The sequence below is a fragment of the Rhizobium sp. Pop5 genome (assembly GCF_024721175.1).
Taxonomy (GTDB): Bacteria; Pseudomonadota; Alphaproteobacteria; order Rhizobiales; family Rhizobiaceae; genus Rhizobium.
Map to the genome: position 1 here is coordinate 1,293,438 of NZ_CP099399.1, position 14,979 is coordinate 1,308,416.

The following is a 14,979-nucleotide window of genomic DNA, read 5'->3' on the forward strand; positions in this document are numbered from 1 at the left end:
AATGGCATTGAAAACATTCAATCCGACGACCCCGAGCCAGCGTCAGCTGGTCATCGTTGATCGCTCCTCGCTCTACAAGGGCAAGCCGGTCAAGGCGCTGACGGAAGGTCTGACCAAGAGCGGCGGTCGTAACAACCTCGGCCGCATCACCGCCCGCTTCATCGGCGGCGGTCACAAGCGCAGCTATCGTCTGGTCGACTTCAAGCGTCGCAAGTTCGACGTGGAAGGCACGGTCGAGCGTATCGAATACGATCCAAACCGCACGGCTTTCATCGCGCTGGTGACCTATGTCGACGGTGAGAAGGCTTACATTCTCGCTCCGCAGCGCCTCGCTGCCGGCGACAAGGTCGTCGCTTCCGAGAAGGCTGTCGACGTCAAGCCCGGCAACACCATGCCGCTGCAGTTCATCCCGGTCGGCTCCATCATCCACAACGTGGAAATGAAGCCGGGCAAGGGTGGCCAGATCGCTCGCTCTGCCGGTTCCTACGCACAGCTCGTCGGCCGCGACCAGGGCATGGCGATCCTTCGCCTGAACTCCGGTGAACAGCGTCTCGTCCATGGCACCTGCCTTGCTTCGATCGGCGCCGTCTCCAACCCTGATCACGCCAATATCAACGACGGCAAGGCCGGTCGTACTGTTTGGCGCGGCAAGCGCCCGCACAACCGCGGCGTCGTCATGAACCCGGTCGACCATCCGCACGGCGGTGGTGAAGGCCGCACCTCCGGTGGTCGCCATCCGGTGACACCGTGGGGCAAGCCGACCAAGGGCAAGCGCACCCGGTCGAACAAGTCGACCGACAAGATGATCATGCGCTCGCGTCATCAGCGTAAGAAGTAAGAGAGGAAGTCTCCAATGGCTCGTTCAGTATGGAAAGGTCCGTTCGTTGACGGCTATCTTCTCAAGAAGGCTGAGAAGGTTCGTGAAGGCGGACGTGCAGAAGTGATCAAGATCTGGAGCCGTCGCTCCACGATCCTGCCGCAGTTCGTCGGTCTTACCTTCGGCGTCTACAACGGCAGCAAACATGTCCCGGTCAGTGTCAATGAAGACATGGTCGGCCACAAATTCGGTGAATTCTCTCCGACCCGCACCTACTACGGTCACGGCGCGGACAAGAAGGCGAAGAGGAAGTAACAATGGGCAAGGCAAAAGCCGAACGCCGGCTGAAGGACAACGAGGCGCAAGCAGTCGCCCGCACGCTCCGCGTCAGCCCCCAGAAGCTCAACCTGGTTGCTGCGGCCATCCGCGGCAAGAAGGTCGAGCGCGCACTCGCTGAGCTGGAGTTCTCCCGCAAGCGCATCGCAGGCGCCGTCAAGAAGACGCTCGAATCTGCGATCGCCAACGCCGAGAACAACCACGATCTCGACGTCGACGCTCTTGTCGTCGCCGAGGCCTATGTCGGCAAGTCGATCGTCATGAAGCGTTTCCACGCTCGTGGCCGCGGTCGCGCGTCGCGCATCGAAAAGCCCTTCGCGCACCTGACGATCGTCGTTCGTGAAGTGCAGGCAGCAGAGGAGGCCGCATAATGGGTCAGAAAATCAATCCGATCGGTTTCCGTCTCGGCATCAATCGTACCTGGGATAGCCGCTGGTTTGCGGACAATGCCGAGTACGGCCAGCTGCTGCACGAAGACCTGAAGATGCGCAAGTTCGTCATGAGCGAACTGAAGCAGGCTGGGATCTCCAAGGTGGTCATCGAGCGTCCGCACAAGAAGTGCCGCGTCACGATCCACTCGGCGCGTCCGGGCCTCATCATCGGCCGCAAGGGCGCAGACATCGACAAGCTCCGCAAGAAGCTGTCGGACATGACGAATTCGGAAACGCACCTCAACATCGTTGAAGTGCGCAAGCCCGAAGTCGACGCGACGCTGGTCGCTCAGTCGATCGCCCAGCAGCTCGAGCGCCGCGTGGCTTTCCGCCGCGCCATGAAGCGCGCCGTTCAGTCCGCGATGCGTCTTGGCGCCGAAGGCATCAAGATCACCTGCGCCGGCCGTCTCGGCGGTGCAGAAATCGCCCGTACGGAATGGTACCGCGAAGGTCGCGTGCCGCTGCACACGCTGCGCGCCGACATCGACTACGGCACGGCTGAAGCAGAAACCGCATTCGGTATCTGCGGCATCAAGGTTTGGATCTTCAAGGGCGAAATCCTTGAGCATGATCCGATGGCTTCCGAACGTCGCGCGCTGGAAGGCGACGCACAGGGTCCGGCAAGCCGCGAACGCGACCGTGGCGATCGTCGCCGCGAACGCGACAACGCGTAATTAGCGCTGGCGAAAGATAAGCTCGGAGAAGTAAGAAAATGTTGCAGCCAAAGCGTACTAAGTACCGCAAGCAGTTCAAGGGCCGCATCAAGGGCGTTGCCAAGGGCGGTTCCGACCTGGCATTCGGCGAATTCGGCCTGAAGGCTCAAGAGCCCAACCGCGTCAACGCGCGCGAGATCGAAGCGGCCCGCCGCGCGATCACGCGTTACATGAAGCGCGCCGGCCGTGTATGGATCCGCGTGTTCCCGGACGTTCCGGTAACCGCAAAGCCGACCGAAGTCCGCATGGGTAAAGGTAAGGGTTCCGTCGAATACTGGGCATGCAAGGTCAAGCCCGGTCGTATGATGTTCGAGATCGACGGTGTCAGCGAAGAGATCGCCCGCGAGGCGCTTCGTCTGGGCTCTGCCAAGCTCTCGGTCAAGACGCGCTTCGTTCAGCGCATTGCAGAGTAAGGGATTGAGCTCATGAAAGCCTCAGACGTTCGCGCGCTCAGCGCCGACCAACTCAAGGACGAGCTTGCCAAGCTGAAGAAGGAGCAGTTCAACCTGCGCTTCCAGAAGGCGACCGGCCAGCTCGAAAAGTCCTCGCGCATCAATGAAGTCCGCAAGGATATCGCCCGCGTGAAAACCATTGCCCGCCAGAAGGCGGCAGAAGTTAAGGCCTAAAGGAAGAAAAATATGCCAAAGCGCATCCTGCAGGGCGTCGTCGTTGGCGACAAGAACGAGAAGACGGTAGTGGTTCGCGTTGAGCGTCGTTTCGCTCATCCGCTGCTCCAGAAGACCGTTCGTCGTTCCAAGAAGTACAAGGCCCACGACGAGAACAACCAGTACAAGATCGGCGATACCGTATCCATCGAGGAATGCGCGCCGATCTCCAAGGACAAGCGCTGGACGGTAATTGCCGCCCAGGGCAAGTAACAGAATTTTGCGCGAGGCCTTGCGTCTCGCGGAAATATCTGTATGAAGCAGCGTCAGAACGCTCGAATGCCGGGCGTTCTTTTGCTTTGAGCGCACGGAAGGTCCCGTTCGGGAAACCACCCTGGCACGATCGACCCCGCGCTATTCAGCTATTGCCGTGTTTTTGCTTGCCGTTTCGGCAAGCGGCCGGCGAACATTTTCATAAGCCGGAATAGGGGGCTTGGGCCCAACCATTCCGGTAAACCAAGAAGGCGACCTGATATGATTCAGATGCAAACAAACCTCGACGTCGCGGATAATTCCGGCGCGCGTCGTGTCATGTGCATCAAGGTGCTGGGCGGCTCGAAGCGCAAGTATGCCTCGATCGGCGACGTCATCGTCGTTTCGATCAAGGAAGCGATCCCGCGCGGCCGCGTGAAGAAGGGTGACGTGATGAAGGCGGTTGTCGTTCGTACCGCCAAGGACATCCGTCGTCCGGATGGCTCCGTCATCCGCTTCGACACCAACGCAGCAGTCCTCATCGACAACAAGAAAGAGCCGATCGGCACCCGTATCTTCGGACCGGTTCCGCGCGAACTTCGCGCCAAGAACCACATGAAGATCATCTCGCTGGCTCCCGAAGTACTGTAAGGAGCGAACGATGCAGAAGATTCGTAAGGGCGACAAGGTCGTCATGCTCGCTGGCAAGGACAAGGGCCGCACCGGCGAAGTCGTACAGGTTATGCCGAAGGAAGATCGTGCGGTCGTCCGTGGCGTCAACGTCGTCAAGCGCCACCAGCGCCAGACGCAGACCCAGGAAGCCGGCATCATCGCCAAGGAAGCTCCGGTTCACCTGTCCAACATTGCAATCGTCGACAAGGACGGCAAGCCGACCCGCGTCGGTTTCAAGGTCGTTGACGGCAAGAAGGTCCGTGTGGCCAAGCGTTCTGGAGAAGTGATCGATGGCTGAGGCAAAGTACGAGCCGCGGCTCAAGAAGGAATATGTCGAGCGCATCCGCAAGGCGATGCAGGAGAAGTTCTCCTACGCCAACGAGATGATGATCCCGAAGCTCGACAAGATCGTTATCAACATGGGTGTGGGCGAAGCTACGGCTGACTCCAAGAAGCCGACCGTTGCTGCTGCCGACTTGGCTGCCATCGCTGGTCAGAAGCCGGTCATCACCCGTGCACGCAACTCTATCGCTGGCTTCAAGGTCCGCGAAAACATGCCGATCGGCGCGAAGGTCACCCTGCGCGGCGCCCGCATGTACGAGTTCCTGGATCGCCTGGTCAACATCGCGCTCCCGCGCGTTCGCGACTTCCGCGGCCTGAACCCGAAGAGCTTTGACGGCCGTGGCAACTTCGCCATGGGCATCAAGGAGCACATTGTGTTCCCTGAAATCAACTACGACAAGGTTGATCAGATGTGGGGCATGGACATCATCGTTTGCACGACGGCGACGACCGACGACGAAGCACGGGCTCTCCTGAAAGAGTTCAGCTTCCCGTTCCGTCAATAACCGTAACGACGAGCGTAGAAAAGGAACCTGACATGGCGAAGACAAGCGCAGTTGAAAAGAACAAGCGCCGCCGTACTACGGTCGCCAACCAGGCCGCTAAGCGGGCTGCGTTGAAGGCGATCATCATGAACCAGGCTCTTCCGATCGAAGAGCGGTTCAAGGCCTCGATCAAGCTGGCATCCCTGCCGCGTGATGGATCGAAGACCCGTATTCGCAACCGTTGCGAAGTTTCGGGGCGTCCGCGCGCATATTACCGCAAACTGCGCATGTCGCGTATTGCGCTGCGTGAACTGGGCAATCTCGGCAAGGTGCCGGGCATCGTCAAGTCGAGCTGGTAAGGAGCAGGTTAGATGACAATGACTGATCCGTTGGGCGATATGCTCACCCGTATCCGTAACGGCGCTTCCCGCCGCAAGTCGTCGGTTTCGACGCCTGCGTCCAAGCTCCGCGCACGTGTTCTCGATGTCCTGCAGTCCGAAGGCTACATCCGTGGCTATTCCGTTGTCGATTTCGGCAATGGCAAGTCGGAACTCAGCATCGAGCTGAAATATTATGAAGGCGCATCGGTGATCCGTGAGATCGGCCGTGTGTCCAAGCCGGGCCGCCGGGTTTACGTCTCGGTCAAGTCCATTCCGCAGGTCGCGAACGGCCTCGGCATCACCATCCTTTCGACTCCGAAGGGTGTGATGGCCGATCACCAGGCTCGCGAACAGAACGTTGGTGGCGAGGTTCTTTGCTCGGTCTTCTAAGATTGGGCAGGGATCTCCATAGCGAACAGACAGGATTGAAACATGTCTCGTATCGGTAAGAAGCCCGTTCAGGTGCCTGCTGGGATCACGGCTACGGTCGATGGCCAGAAGGTTACCGCAAAGGGCCCGAAGGGCGAGCTGTTTTTCGTTGCTAACGACGAAATCAGCCTCAAGCTCGAAAACAACGCGGTCGTTGTGACGCCCGTGAACCAGACCAAGGATGCGCGTTCGAAGTGGGGCATGTCCCGCACGATGATCGAAGGCATCTTCAAGGGCGTCAAGGACGGCTTTGAGCGCAAGCTCGAAATCAACGGCGTCGGTTACCGCGCCGCCCTGCAGGGCAAGAACCTGCAGCTGGCCCTCGGCTTCAGCCACGACGTGATCTATGAGCCGCCGGTCGGCATCACGATCGCCGTTCCGAAGCCAACTGAAATTGTTGTCTCCGGCATCAATAAGCAGCAGGTCGGTCAGGTCGCCGCTGAAATCCGCGAATATCGCGGTCCTGAGCCCTATAAGGGCAAGGGCGTCAAGTACGCTGACGAGCGGATCGTCCGCAAAGAAGGCAAGAAGAAGTAAGGATCACGCGAAATGGCTAGCAGGAAAGAAGCACTTGCACGTCGTGCCAACCGCGTGCGCCGTCATCTCAAGTCGGTGGCCAATGGCCGTCCGCGCCTGTCGGTTCATCGCTCCTCGAAGAACATCTACGCCCAGATCATCGACGATGTGGCTGGCAAGACGCTTGCGTCTGCCTCCACTCTCGAGAAGGATCTGCGCGGTTCTCTGAAGACCGGTGCCGATACCGCCGCCGCCGCCGTCGTAGGCAAGCTCGTTGCCGAGCGCGCCTCCAAGGCCGGAGTTACGGAAGTCGTGTTCGACCGTGGCGCCTTCATCTATCACGGCCGCATCAAGGCCCTCGCCGATGCTGCCCGCGAAGGCGGTCTCACCTTCTGATCAGTTTCCGGCCGGACGCCTCAAGCGCCGGCCGGATTTTCGCCGGACCGCGGCACTCTCCGAAAGGGGAGGCTGATGCGGTCCACATTTGTTTGCCGATTGCACCCGGAAAAGAAAAAGGAAGAGGACAATGGCACAGGAAAGAAGGCCGCAGCGGGAAGACCGCCAGAGCCGTGAAGAGCGCGATAGCGAATTCGTCGACAAGCTTGTCGCGATCAACCGCGTCGCCAAGGTCGTCAAGGGCGGCCGTCGTTTCGGTTTCGCAGCACTCGTCGTCGTCGGCGACCAGAAGGGCCGCGTCGGCTTCGGCCATGGCAAGGCACGCGAAGTGCCGGAAGCCATCCGCAAGGCAACCGAAGCCGCCAAGCGCGAGCTGATCTTCGTACCACTGCGTGACGGCCGTACGCTGCATCATGACGTTCATGGCCGCCATGGCGCCGGCAAGGTTCTGCTGCGCTCGGCCAAGGTTGGTACCGGTATCATCGCCGGTGGTCCGATGCGCGCAGTATTCGAAACGCTCGGCATGCACGACGTCGTCGCCAAGTCGACCGGTTCGTCGAACCCTTACAACATGGTTCGCGCCACCTTCGACGCTCTGAAGCACCAGGTTCACCCGAAGGACATCGCAGCTCAGCGCGGCATCAAGTATGCAACGCTGCAGGCTCGTCGTAGCGCCTCCGGCAACGCCTCTGAAGAATAAGAGGAGCTGACCAATGGCCAAGGCTACCAAGAAGGCTGAAGCGAAGACCGTCACGATCGAACAGATCGGCAGCCCGATTCGCCGTCCGGATGTCCAGCAGCGTACGCTGATCGGTCTCGGACTGAACAAGATGCACCGTCGCCGCACGCTGGAGGACACTCCTTCCGTTCGTGGCATGATCCGTGCTGTCCAGCATCTCGTTCGCGTCGTCGACGAGAAGTGAGACGGAGGAAACGCTCATGAAACTCAATGAAATCAAGGACAACGAAGGCTCGACCCACAGCCGCAAGCGCCTCGGCCGCGGTATCGGCTCGGGTTCCGGCAAGACCGGCGGTCGCGGCGTAAAGGGTCAGAAGTCCCGTTCGGGCGTCGCCATCAACGGCTTCGAAGGCGGTCAGATGCCCATCTACCGTCGCCTGCCGAAGCGCGGCTTCAACAACATTTTCGCTTCCGATTTTGTTGTTGTATCGCTCGGCCGCATTCAGGCAGCGATCGATGCCGGCAAGCTCGACGCCAAGGCAACTGTTGATGCAGCTGCTCTCAAGGCCGCCGGTGTCATCCGTCGCGCCAAGGACGGCGTTCGCGTTCTCGCCGACGGCGAGCTCAAGGCGAAGATCACGCTCGAAGTTGCAGGCGCCTCCAAGCCTGCGGTCGAGAAGATCGAAAAGGCCGGCGGCAAGGTAACTCTGCTTTCGGCTCCGGCAGCCGCTGCCGAATAATAATCTGATGATATATCGCCCGGGGTGCTTCACACCGGGCGATTTTGCTCCCATATGTGGGCCTCACAAAAACTTGGCTGGCGCGCCCGCGTCATGCCGGTAAGACTGGAAAACAAGGGTGAGGCATGGGGTTGCGCTGCAATCCGTTCCAAACCCGGTTTTGAATAATTTTCATACTGATTCCGGGGCCGGCTATTTCCCCAGAGACGCCGGAATTGGTAGCGCGGAGAATCGCATGGCTTCTGCAGCGGAACAATTGGCATCCAACCTCAATTTTTCGACCTTTGCCAAAGCCGAGGATTTGAAGAAGCGCCTGTGGTTCACACTGGCAGCTCTCCTCGTCTACAGGCTCGGCACCCATATTCCGCTTCCGGGTCTCAATCCCGAAGCCTATGCCCAGGCTTTCCGCGGCCAGGCAGGCGGTATTCTCGGCCTTTTCAACATGTTCTCGGGCGGCGCCGTTCAGCGCATGGCGATCTTCGCGCTCGGCATCATGCCCTACATTTCCGCTTCGATCATCGTGCAGCTCATGACCTCGGTCGTGCCGGCGCTCGAAAACCTGAAGAAGGAAGGCGAGCAGGGCCGCAAGATCATCAACCAGTACACCCGCTACGGCACCGTCATTCTCGGCGCGCTGCAGGCTTACGGCATCGCCGCCGGCCTTGAGAGCGGCCAGGGCCTTGTCGTCGATCCGGGCTGGTTCTTCCGCGTTTCTACCGTGCTGACACTGCTCGGCGGCACGATGTTCCTGATGTGGCTCGGCGAGCAGATCACTTCGCGCGGCATCGGCAACGGCATTTCGCTGATCATCTTCGCCGGTATCGCAGCCGGTCTTCCGACAGCTCTTGCCGGTACCCTCGAACTCGGCCGCACCGGCGCGCTGTCGACCAGCCTCATCCTGCTCGTCATTGTCGTCGCGATCCTCGTCATCGGTGTCATCGTCTTCGTCGAGCGCGCCCAGCGCCGCCTGCTGATCCAGTATCCGAAGCGCCAGGTCGGCAATCGCATGTTCCAGGGCGATACTTCGCACCTACCGCTGAAGTTGAACACTTCCGGCGTCATTCCGGCGATCTTCGCATCCTCGCTGCTGCTTCTGCCGGCGACGATTGCAGGCTTCGCCAGCACGACCTCGATGCCGGGCTGGGCGACTTCCATTGTCGCGGCGCTCGGTCACGGCCGGCCGCTCTACATGGTGCTCTATGCCGCGCTGATCGCCTTCTTCGCCTTCTTCTATACGGCCATCGTCTTCAATCCGAAGGACACGGCGGACAATCTGAAGAAGCATGGCGGCTTCATTCCCGGCATCCGTCCGGGTGAACGTACCGCCGAATACATCGACTACGTGCTGACCCGCATCACGATGATCGGCGCAATCTATCTCGTCTTCGTCTGCATCCTGCCGGAGATTCTGGTGTCGCAAACCGGCATCCCATTATCCCTTGGTGGGACTTCGCTTTTGATCGTGGTTAGCGTAACTCTTGATACGGTTGCACAGATCCAGGGTCACCTGATCGCGCAGCAATACGAAGGCCTGATCAAGAAATCGAAGTTGCGTGGAGGAAAGAGGGGGCGATGAGACTTATCCTTTTGGGGCCGCCGGGCGCGGGTAAGGGAACCCAGGCCCAGCGGATCGTGGAAAAGCACGGCATTCCGCAGCTTTCCACGGGGGACATGCTGCGCGCAGCCGTTCAGGCTGGTACTGAAATCGGCAGGCGCGCCAAGGCTGTCATGGACGCCGGCAAGCTCGTCTCAGATGAGATCGTCATCGCCATCGTTTCTGAGCGAATCGATCAGCCGGATTGCGCCAACGGTTTCATTCTCGACGGCTTTCCCAGGACGTTGGTCCAGGCGGATGCCACCGAGGCGATGCTGAAGGCAAAGGGTCTGGATCTCTCCGTCGTCATCGAATTCCGTGTCGATGACGCCGAACTGGTTCGGCGCGTTGCCGGTCGCTACTCCTGTGCGCAGTGCGGCAGCGTCTATCACGACACCGACAAGGTTCCGGCGAACGAGGGCGTTTGCGACAAGTGCGGTTCCACGCACTTCAAACGCCGCCCGGACGACACTCCGGAGACGATGACGGCCCGGCTGCAGGTCTACTACAAGGAAACCTCGCCACTGATCGGCTACTACCATGCCAAGGGCAAGCTCAGGTCCGTGGACGGCATGGCGGAGATCGATCAGGTGACCGCCGAAGTCGAAAGCATTCTTTCCAAGCTTTAAGGCTTTGAAAATAAAACTTGGCGGAACGGTTGCTTTTCAGCAGTGATTCCGCTAAACACCGCGCCAACTCGCGACATTCCATGCGATCGGCGCGGATTTCCCAGGGAAGTCCGGGTTCGGTCGTTTTGACATGTTGCGGACCTAAATTTGAACGGGCGGTTCTAAGGACCGCATAACGAAGCCCACTTGCCGGATGGCAACTGGAATGCAAGGAGAACAGGCGTGGCACGTATCGCTGGCGTCAACATCCCGACTGCAAAGCGCGTTGTTATAGCGCTGACCTACATTCACGGGATCGGTCCGAAATTCGCACAGGAAATCGTCGAGAAGGTCGGTATCCCGGCTGAACGTCGTGTGCATCAGCTGACGGATGCTGAAGTCCTTCAGATCCGCGAAGCCATCGACCGCGACTATCAGGTCGAGGGTGATCTTCGTCGCGAAACCGCGATGAATATCAAGCGCCTGATGGACCTCGGCTGCTACCGCGGCCTGCGCCATCGCCGCGGCCTTCCGGTCCGCGGTCAGCGCACGCATACCAATGCCCGCACCCGCAAGGGTCCGGCAAAGGCAATCGCTGGCAAGAAGAAGTAATTTCCGGGAAGCCGGAGTAGGGAGGCTGGCGGTCTGCGCCGGCCTCTTTTGAGTTTGGAGCGGGGTCAAATAGGCGCCGTTCCGGTGTAGCCGCTGGCATTACGGCGGTGAAGAGATCAACGAAAGGAATACCATGGCTAAGGAAGCCGTCCGCGTTCGCCGTCGTGAGCGCAAGAATATCTCGTCGGGTGTCGCTCACGTCAACTCGACCTTCAACAACACGATGATCACCATCACCGATGCGCAGGGCAATGCGATTGCCTGGTCGTCGGCTGGCGCCAAGGGCTTCAAGGGCTCGCGCAAGTCGACCCCGTTCGCTGCCCAGATCGCTGCCGAAGACTGCGCCAAGAAGGCCCAGGAGCACGGCATGAAGTCGCTGGAAGTCGAAGTCTGCGGCCCGGGTTCGGGTCGTGAATCGGCTCTGCGCGCGCTCCAGGCTGCGGGTTTCATGATCACGTCCATCCGCGACGTGACCCCGATCCCGCACAATGGCTGCCGTCCGCGCAAGAAGCGCCGCGTCTGATCATCGCTCTCGTCACCGGTGAGCGCCTTCGCGCTCCCGGTGGTTTTCAAGCTCGGTTGCCACGATTGGATGGTGGCAACGAACGGAAGGCAAACTCATGATTCAGAAGAACTGGCAGGAACTGATCAAGCCGAACAAGGTGGAGTTCTCTTCGAGCTCGCGCACCAAGGCGACGCTTGTTGCCGAACCCCTGGAGCGCGGCTTCGGCCTCACCCTCGGCAATGCGCTTCGTCGCGTTCTGCTCTCCTCGCTGCGCGGTGCTGCCGTCACGGCGGTGCAGATCGATGGCGTGCTGCATGAATTCTCCTCGATTCCGGGCGTCCGCGAAGACGTCACGGATATCGTGCTGAACATCAAGGAAATCGCCATCAAGATGGATGGCGACGACGCAAAGCGCATGGTCGTGCGCAAGCAGGGCCCGGGCGTTGTCACCGCTGGCGACATCCAGACGGTCGGCGATATCGAAATCCTCAACCCCGAGCATGTCATCTGCACGCTCGACGAGGGCGCCGAAATCCGTATGGAATTCACCGTCAACAACGGCAAGGGCTACGTTCCGGCCGAACGCAATCGTGCGGAAGACGCTCCGATCGGCCTCATCCCGGTCGACAGCCTCTACTCGCCGGTCAAGAAGGTGTCCTACAAGGTTGAAAATACCCGCGAAGGACAGGTTCTCGACTACGACAAGCTGAACATGACCATCGAAACCGATGGCTCGATCACCGGCGAAGATGCCGTCGCTTTCGCGGCGCGCATTCTCCAGGATCAGCTTGGCGTCTTCGTCAACTTCGACGAGCCGCAGAAGGAAACCGAAGAGGAAGCAGTCACCGAACTCGCTTTCAACCCGGCTCTCCTCAAGAAGGTGGACGAACTCGAACTGTCGGTCCGTTCGGCAAACTGCCTGAAGAACGACAACATCGTCTACATCGGCGACCTCATTCAGAAGACCGAAGCAGAAATGCTCCGCACACCGAATTTTGGTCGCAAGTCGCTGAACGAAATCAAGGAAGTTCTCGCTTCCATGGGCCTGCACCTCGGCATGGAAGTGCCGGCATGGCCGCCCGAGAACATCGAAGATCTCGCCAAGCGTTACGAAGACCAATACTGAGAAAACAAAAGGCAGGCTCTTTCGACTGCCTTTCCCCGTCAAACAGCAGGCATATCGCCTGCATGTGCCAGGAAACGGCAGGCCCGGTAACGAAGTAAGGGCTCTGCATTAAAGGAGAATAGCAATGCGCCACGCAAAGGCCGGCCGCAAGCTGAACAGAACTGCAAGCCACCGCAAGGCGATGTTCGCCAACATGGCGGCTTCGCTGATCACCCACGAGCAGATCGTCACGACCCTGCCGAAGGCCAAGGAAATCCGCCCGATCGTCGAGAAGCTCGTCACGCTCGGCAAGCGCGGCGACCTGCACGCTCGCCGTCAGGCGATATCGCAGATCCGCGACGTCGCCGTCGTCTCGAAGCTGTTCGACACGATCGCAACGCGCTACGCCACCCGCAACGGCGGCTACCTGCGCATCATGAAGGCCGGCTTCCGTCAGGGCGACAATGCCGCCATGGCCGTCGTCGAATTCGTTGACCGCGACACCTATGCCAAGGGCGCAGCCGACAAGGCCCGCGTCGCTGCCGAAGAGCAGGCCGTAGCAGCCTAAGATTTTCCGCTTCGCCGGAAACAGGACAGCCGGTGCTGCAAAGCCCGGCTGTTTTCGTTTGTGTATTGGCTGGGCGACCGGCCTACCTACAATGCCATATCTGCATCTCGGGCGGTCAATTGGCCGAGATGGTGACGGGACAAGCTCAATTGCGTAAAATGATTCAAACCGGGCCTCGACCACAGCTCCGCCGTCTCGCCACCTTGCTTTTCGTCATCGCCCTCGGACTGGCGCTGAGGCGCTTTGGCTACGCAATCGATCTGCCGTTCATTGTCGTCAAATACGGCGGATCGGCCCTGTGGGGCGCGATGGTCTATCTGCTGCTGGCGCTGTTTTTCGGGAGATTGCGACCGGCGGCAATTGTCGCCATGGCGCTGTTCGTGACGATCTCAGTCGAATTGTTCCGGCTCTATCACACGCCCTGGCTCGATGCGTTTCGGTTGACCACTGCGGGCGCATTGCTGCTCGGCCGTATATTCTCGCTCTGGAACATATTGGCCTACGTGATTGGAATCGCCATGGCCTGCGTGCTCGATCAGGCGCGGCCGGCAATGCGATCCCGCCGATAACCGGTCTTCACGAGGCTGGAGCCACCGCCCTCTGGCGCGATCGCCCCTGACCTTTCTTTCGGCTGCGCGCAATCGGCCGATAAGAGCGGTAGAGGATCAGCGCAATGATCAGTCCGACATAGATATATTGCTGGAGGTCGAGGATCTTGGTCGAGAGCGCGAAATGCAGCGCTCCGCAGGCGGCGATGATGTAGACGAGGCGATGCAGCCAGATCCAGTTATTGCCGAGCCGGCGGATGGAGAAATTGTTGGATGTCGCCGCCAGCGGCGCGAGCATCGCCAGCCCCGCCATGCCGAACATGATGAAGGGGCGCTTCAGCACGTCGTTGATGACGGCTTGGACATCCATTGCCTGGTCGAGCACCATATAGACGGTGAAATGCATCAGCGCGTAGTAGAAGGTCAAAAGGCCGAGCGCGCGGCGATAGCGCAGATAGTTCCAGCCGAAAAGCTCACGGGCAGGGGAGACGGCAAGGGTTGCGATCAGAAAACGGATCGTCCAGATGCCGAGGAAGAGCTCGAAGGTCTTGACCGGATCGGCGCCGAGCTGATCGGTTGCGCCTAGATAGAAGGTCCAGGCTGCAGGCACGAGCCCCACGGCATAAAGCAGCCAGACGGAGGCGGGCTGCCAGCGCTTCGGGATGGCAAGCGACAATTCCGCCATCAGAAATTCGCCTTCAGGTCCATGCCGGCATAAAGGCTCGCCACCTCATCGGCATAGCCGTTGAAGGGCAGGGTGGGGTGGCGGCTGGCGCCGAAGAAGCCGCTTTCGCCTATGCGCCGTTCGGTGGCCTGGCTCCAGCGGGGATGATCGACGGCCGGATTGACGTTGGCATAGAAGCCATACTCCTGCCGGTTGGTCACTTGCCAGGTGTTCTTCGGCTGCTGGTCGGTGAGTGTGATCCGGACGATCGACTTGATGCCCTTGAAGCCGTATTTCCACGGCACGACAAGGCGGATCGGCGCGCCGTTCTGGTTCGGCAGCGTTTCGCCGTAGAGCCCGACAGCAAGCAGCGTCAGCGGGTGGCGCGCTTCGTCGAGACGCAGCCCCTCGACATAGGGCCAGTCGAGCGATTGGAAGAAACCCTTCTGCCCCGGCATTTCCTCTGGCCGCACGACGGTTTCGAAGGCGACGTATTTGGCGCTGCCGAGCGGCTCCACCTTGTCGAGCAGCGATGCCAGAGGGAAGCCGTTCCAGGGAATGACCATCGACCAGGCCTCGACGCAACGCATCCGATAGGTGCGTTCCTCGATCGGGAACTCCTTCATCAGCGCTTCGATGTCGAAGGTGCCGGGCTTGTTGACCATGCCGTCGACCTTGACCGTCCAGGGGAGCGGCTTGAAATCGCCGGAAAGAGCGGCAGGATCACCCTTGTCGAGGCCGAATTCATAGAAGTTGTTGTAGGTCGTCACATCCTTGAGCGGCGTCGTCTTCTCATCAACCTTGTACTTGCTTTGGACGGCGGAAAGCGCAGCCGCGCTCGCCTTGCCGGCGCCGTAGAGCGCCATGGCGCCAAGCGCTGCAGCGCCCAGGAATTCACGGCGGCGCACATAGACCTGGCGCGGCGTGATCTCCGATGAGGCGATCTTCGGTGGGCGGTAGCTTGGCATGTCAAAACCTCCAG

26 protein-coding genes are annotated in these 14,979 nt (G+C 60.0%); 24 read left to right on the plus strand and 2 right to left on the minus strand.

Translation table 11 applies throughout. The annotated features are described in order from the left end of the window. Nucleotide 1 precedes the first annotated feature (1 nt). The 24 genes from rplB to NE852_RS08600 all read left to right on the plus strand — a co-directional run bounded on the left by rplB (nucleotide 2) and on the right by NE852_RS08600 (nucleotide 13,354). The gene (gene rplB / locus NE852_RS08485) at nucleotides 2-838 is read left to right on the plus strand and encodes a 50S ribosomal protein L2 (RefSeq protein WP_008521342.1); all 837 of its coding nucleotides are present in this window, start codon (nucleotides 2-4) and stop codon (nucleotides 836-838) included. A 15-nt stretch (nucleotides 839-853) separates the two neighbouring features. Then, on the plus strand, nucleotides 854-1,132 hold the full coding sequence (gene rpsS, locus NE852_RS08490) for a 30S ribosomal protein S19 (RefSeq protein WP_007531666.1): 279 nt from the start codon (nucleotides 854-856) through the stop codon (nucleotides 1,130-1,132). Between the two features lie 2 nt (nucleotides 1,133-1,134). Next, nucleotides 1,135-1,524, plus strand: coding sequence for a 50S ribosomal protein L22 (gene rplV, locus NE852_RS08495; RefSeq protein WP_004674922.1), 390 nt, complete (start codon nucleotides 1,135-1,137; stop codon nucleotides 1,522-1,524). Continuing rightward, on the plus strand, nucleotides 1,524-2,258 hold the full coding sequence (rpsC, locus tag NE852_RS08500) for a 30S ribosomal protein S3 (RefSeq protein ID WP_003573793.1): 735 nt from the start codon (nucleotides 1,524-1,526) through the stop codon (nucleotides 2,256-2,258). Before rplV ends, rpsC begins: the two co-directional genes overlap by 1 nt. Nucleotides 2,259-2,296: 38 nt before the next feature. Next, nucleotides 2,297-2,710 (plus strand): 50S ribosomal protein L16, encoded by a 414-nt coding sequence (rplP, locus tag NE852_RS08505; RefSeq protein WP_003573792.1) that lies wholly within the window; start codon nucleotides 2,297-2,299, stop codon nucleotides 2,708-2,710. A 12-nt stretch (nucleotides 2,711-2,722) separates the two neighbouring features. Next, nucleotides 2,723-2,923: a 50S ribosomal protein L29 gene (rpmC, locus tag NE852_RS08510; protein ID WP_008521335.1), complete on the plus strand. Its 201-nt coding sequence runs from the start codon at nucleotides 2,723-2,725 to the stop codon at nucleotides 2,921-2,923. Between the two features lie 12 nt (nucleotides 2,924-2,935). After that, complete coding sequence (gene rpsQ / locus NE852_RS08515) at nucleotides 2,936-3,175, plus strand: 30S ribosomal protein S17 (RefSeq protein WP_004674926.1); 240 nt, start codon at nucleotides 2,936-2,938, stop codon at nucleotides 3,173-3,175. Nucleotides 3,176-3,436: 261 nt separating this feature from the next. Next, complete coding sequence (gene rplN / locus NE852_RS08520) at nucleotides 3,437-3,805, plus strand: 50S ribosomal protein L14 (protein ID WP_003573790.1); 369 nt, start codon at nucleotides 3,437-3,439, stop codon at nucleotides 3,803-3,805. A 10-nt stretch (nucleotides 3,806-3,815) separates the two neighbouring features. Continuing rightward, nucleotides 3,816-4,124, plus strand: coding sequence for a 50S ribosomal protein L24 (rplX, locus tag NE852_RS08525; RefSeq protein ID WP_008521328.1), 309 nt, complete (start codon nucleotides 3,816-3,818; stop codon nucleotides 4,122-4,124). After that, nucleotides 4,117-4,674 carry a 50S ribosomal protein L5 gene (rplE, locus tag NE852_RS08530; protein ID WP_004674930.1) on the plus strand — a complete coding sequence of 186 codons (558 nt, stop codon included), beginning with the start codon at nucleotides 4,117-4,119 and terminating at the stop codon, nucleotides 4,672-4,674. The genes rplX and rplE overlap by 8 nt, the downstream gene beginning before the upstream one ends. 32 nt (nucleotides 4,675-4,706) lie before the next feature. Beyond that, entirely contained in the window at nucleotides 4,707-5,012 is a 306-nt protein-coding gene (gene rpsN / locus NE852_RS08535) for a 30S ribosomal protein S14 (RefSeq protein ID WP_003573787.1), read from the plus strand. Nucleotides 5,013-5,024: 12 nt separating this feature from the next. Beyond that, nucleotides 5,025-5,423 (plus strand): 30S ribosomal protein S8, encoded by a 399-nt coding sequence (gene rpsH / locus NE852_RS08540; RefSeq protein WP_003547562.1) that lies wholly within the window; start codon nucleotides 5,025-5,027, stop codon nucleotides 5,421-5,423. 42 nt (nucleotides 5,424-5,465) lie between these two features. After that, entirely contained in the window at nucleotides 5,466-5,999 is a 534-nt protein-coding gene (gene rplF / locus NE852_RS08545) for a 50S ribosomal protein L6 (protein ID WP_008521309.1), read from the plus strand. A 12-nt stretch (nucleotides 6,000-6,011) separates the two neighbouring features. Next, nucleotides 6,012-6,374 carry a 50S ribosomal protein L18 gene (gene rplR / locus NE852_RS08550; protein WP_008521307.1) on the plus strand — a complete coding sequence of 121 codons (363 nt, stop codon included), beginning with the start codon at nucleotides 6,012-6,014 and terminating at the stop codon, nucleotides 6,372-6,374. Nucleotides 6,375-6,504: 130 nt separating this feature from the next. Continuing rightward, nucleotides 6,505-7,074, plus strand: a complete 570-nt coding sequence (rpsE, locus tag NE852_RS08555; protein ID WP_003573784.1) for a 30S ribosomal protein S5 — start codon at nucleotides 6,505-6,507, stop codon at nucleotides 7,072-7,074. A gap of 13 nt (nucleotides 7,075-7,087) precedes the next feature. Next, a complete protein-coding gene (rpmD, locus tag NE852_RS08560) occupies nucleotides 7,088-7,297 on the plus strand; it encodes a 50S ribosomal protein L30 (protein WP_003547566.1) in 210 nt (69 codons plus the stop codon). A gap of 16 nt (nucleotides 7,298-7,313) precedes the next feature. Next, nucleotides 7,314-7,793 (plus strand): 50S ribosomal protein L15, encoded by a 480-nt coding sequence (gene rplO / locus NE852_RS08565; protein ID WP_008521303.1) that lies wholly within the window; start codon nucleotides 7,314-7,316, stop codon nucleotides 7,791-7,793. A gap of 235 nt (nucleotides 7,794-8,028) precedes the next feature. Further along, nucleotides 8,029-9,369: a preprotein translocase subunit SecY gene (gene secY, locus NE852_RS08570; protein ID WP_008521302.1), complete on the plus strand. Its 1,341-nt coding sequence runs from the start codon at nucleotides 8,029-8,031 to the stop codon at nucleotides 9,367-9,369. Next, entirely contained in the window at nucleotides 9,366-10,016 is a 651-nt protein-coding gene (locus NE852_RS08575; RefSeq protein WP_008521300.1) for an adenylate kinase, read from the plus strand. Before secY ends, NE852_RS08575 begins: the two co-directional genes overlap by 4 nt. A 222-nt stretch (nucleotides 10,017-10,238) precedes the next feature. Beyond that, nucleotides 10,239-10,607, plus strand: a complete 369-nt coding sequence (gene rpsM, locus NE852_RS08580) for a 30S ribosomal protein S13 (protein WP_008521297.1) — start codon at nucleotides 10,239-10,241, stop codon at nucleotides 10,605-10,607. 133 nt (nucleotides 10,608-10,740) lie between these two features. Further along, nucleotides 10,741-11,130, plus strand: coding sequence for a 30S ribosomal protein S11 (gene rpsK / locus NE852_RS08585; protein ID WP_003547577.1), 390 nt, complete (start codon nucleotides 10,741-10,743; stop codon nucleotides 11,128-11,130). 97 nt (nucleotides 11,131-11,227) lie between these two features. Continuing rightward, nucleotides 11,228-12,238 carry a DNA-directed RNA polymerase subunit alpha gene (locus tag NE852_RS08590; RefSeq protein WP_008521283.1) on the plus strand — a complete coding sequence of 337 codons (1,011 nt, stop codon included), beginning with the start codon at nucleotides 11,228-11,230 and terminating at the stop codon, nucleotides 12,236-12,238. Nucleotides 12,239-12,362: 124 nt separating this feature from the next. After that, nucleotides 12,363-12,785, plus strand: coding sequence for a 50S ribosomal protein L17 (rplQ, locus tag NE852_RS08595; RefSeq protein WP_008521282.1), 423 nt, complete (start codon nucleotides 12,363-12,365; stop codon nucleotides 12,783-12,785). A gap of 128 nt (nucleotides 12,786-12,913) precedes the next feature. Next, complete coding sequence (locus NE852_RS08600) at nucleotides 12,914-13,354, plus strand: DUF2809 domain-containing protein (RefSeq protein WP_374992005.1); 441 nt, start codon at nucleotides 12,914-12,916, stop codon at nucleotides 13,352-13,354. Nucleotides 13,355-13,361: 7 nt separating this feature from the next. Here NE852_RS08600 and msrQ read toward each other — a convergent pair whose 3' ends face one another. Together msrQ and msrP are read right to left on the minus strand one after the other, a co-directional pair. Beyond that, the gene (gene msrQ, locus NE852_RS08605) at nucleotides 13,362-14,018 is read right to left on the minus strand and encodes a protein-methionine-sulfoxide reductase heme-binding subunit MsrQ (protein ID WP_008521276.1); all 657 of its coding nucleotides are present in this window, start codon (nucleotides 14,016-14,018) and stop codon (nucleotides 13,362-13,364) included. After that, nucleotides 14,018-14,965: a protein-methionine-sulfoxide reductase catalytic subunit MsrP gene (gene msrP, locus NE852_RS08610; protein ID WP_008521275.1), complete on the minus strand. Its 948-nt coding sequence runs from the start codon at nucleotides 14,963-14,965 to the stop codon at nucleotides 14,018-14,020. The genes msrQ and msrP overlap by 1 nt, the downstream gene beginning before the upstream one ends. Nucleotides 14,966-14,979: the final 14 nt, after the last annotated feature.

Bases quoted from the DNA above. Each gene is read 5' to 3' on its own strand.
- rplB (WP_008521342.1), top strand. From the start codon at position 2: ATGGCATTGAAAACATTCAATCCGACGACCCCGAGCCAGCGTCAGCTG.
- rpsS (WP_007531666.1), top strand. From the start codon at position 854: ATGGCTCGTTCAGTATGGAAAGGTCCGTTCGTTGACGGCTATCTTCTC.
- rplV (WP_004674922.1), top strand. From the start codon at position 1,135: ATGGGCAAGGCAAAAGCCGAACGCCGGCTGAAGGACAACGAGGCGCAA.
- rpsC (WP_003573793.1), top strand. From the start codon at position 1,524: ATGGGTCAGAAAATCAATCCGATCGGTTTCCGTCTCGGCATCAATCGT.
- rplP (WP_003573792.1), top strand. From the start codon at position 2,297: ATGTTGCAGCCAAAGCGTACTAAGTACCGCAAGCAGTTCAAGGGCCGC.
- rpmC (WP_008521335.1), top strand. From the start codon at position 2,723: ATGAAAGCCTCAGACGTTCGCGCGCTCAGCGCCGACCAACTCAAGGAC.
- rpsQ (WP_004674926.1), top strand. From the start codon at position 2,936: ATGCCAAAGCGCATCCTGCAGGGCGTCGTCGTTGGCGACAAGAACGAG.
- rplN (WP_003573790.1), top strand. From the start codon at position 3,437: ATGATTCAGATGCAAACAAACCTCGACGTCGCGGATAATTCCGGCGCG.
- rplX (WP_008521328.1), top strand. From the start codon at position 3,816: ATGCAGAAGATTCGTAAGGGCGACAAGGTCGTCATGCTCGCTGGCAAG.
- rplE (WP_004674930.1), top strand. From the start codon at position 4,117: ATGGCTGAGGCAAAGTACGAGCCGCGGCTCAAGAAGGAATATGTCGAG.
- rpsN (WP_003573787.1), top strand. From the start codon at position 4,707: ATGGCGAAGACAAGCGCAGTTGAAAAGAACAAGCGCCGCCGTACTACG.
- rpsH (WP_003547562.1), top strand. From the start codon at position 5,025: ATGACAATGACTGATCCGTTGGGCGATATGCTCACCCGTATCCGTAAC.
- rplF (WP_008521309.1), top strand. From the start codon at position 5,466: ATGTCTCGTATCGGTAAGAAGCCCGTTCAGGTGCCTGCTGGGATCACG.
- rplR (WP_008521307.1), top strand. From the start codon at position 6,012: ATGGCTAGCAGGAAAGAAGCACTTGCACGTCGTGCCAACCGCGTGCGC.
- rpsE (WP_003573784.1), top strand. From the start codon at position 6,505: ATGGCACAGGAAAGAAGGCCGCAGCGGGAAGACCGCCAGAGCCGTGAA.
- rpmD (WP_003547566.1), top strand. From the start codon at position 7,088: ATGGCCAAGGCTACCAAGAAGGCTGAAGCGAAGACCGTCACGATCGAA.
- rplO (WP_008521303.1), top strand. From the start codon at position 7,314: ATGAAACTCAATGAAATCAAGGACAACGAAGGCTCGACCCACAGCCGC.
- secY (WP_008521302.1), top strand. From the start codon at position 8,029: ATGGCTTCTGCAGCGGAACAATTGGCATCCAACCTCAATTTTTCGACC.
- NE852_RS08575 (WP_008521300.1), top strand. From the start codon at position 9,366: ATGAGACTTATCCTTTTGGGGCCGCCGGGCGCGGGTAAGGGAACCCAG.
- rpsK (WP_003547577.1), top strand. From the start codon at position 10,741: ATGGCTAAGGAAGCCGTCCGCGTTCGCCGTCGTGAGCGCAAGAATATC.
- NE852_RS08590 (WP_008521283.1), top strand. From the start codon at position 11,228: ATGATTCAGAAGAACTGGCAGGAACTGATCAAGCCGAACAAGGTGGAG.
- rplQ (WP_008521282.1), top strand. From the start codon at position 12,363: ATGCGCCACGCAAAGGCCGGCCGCAAGCTGAACAGAACTGCAAGCCAC.
- NE852_RS08600 (WP_374992005.1), top strand. From the start codon at position 12,914: ATGGTGACGGGACAAGCTCAATTGCGTAAAATGATTCAAACCGGGCCT.
- msrQ (WP_008521276.1), bottom strand. From the start codon at position 14,018: ATGGCGGAATTGTCGCTTGCCATCCCGAAGCGCTGGCAGCCCGCCTCC.
- msrP (WP_008521275.1), bottom strand. From the start codon at position 14,965: ATGCCAAGCTACCGCCCACCGAAGATCGCCTCATCGGAGATCACGCCG.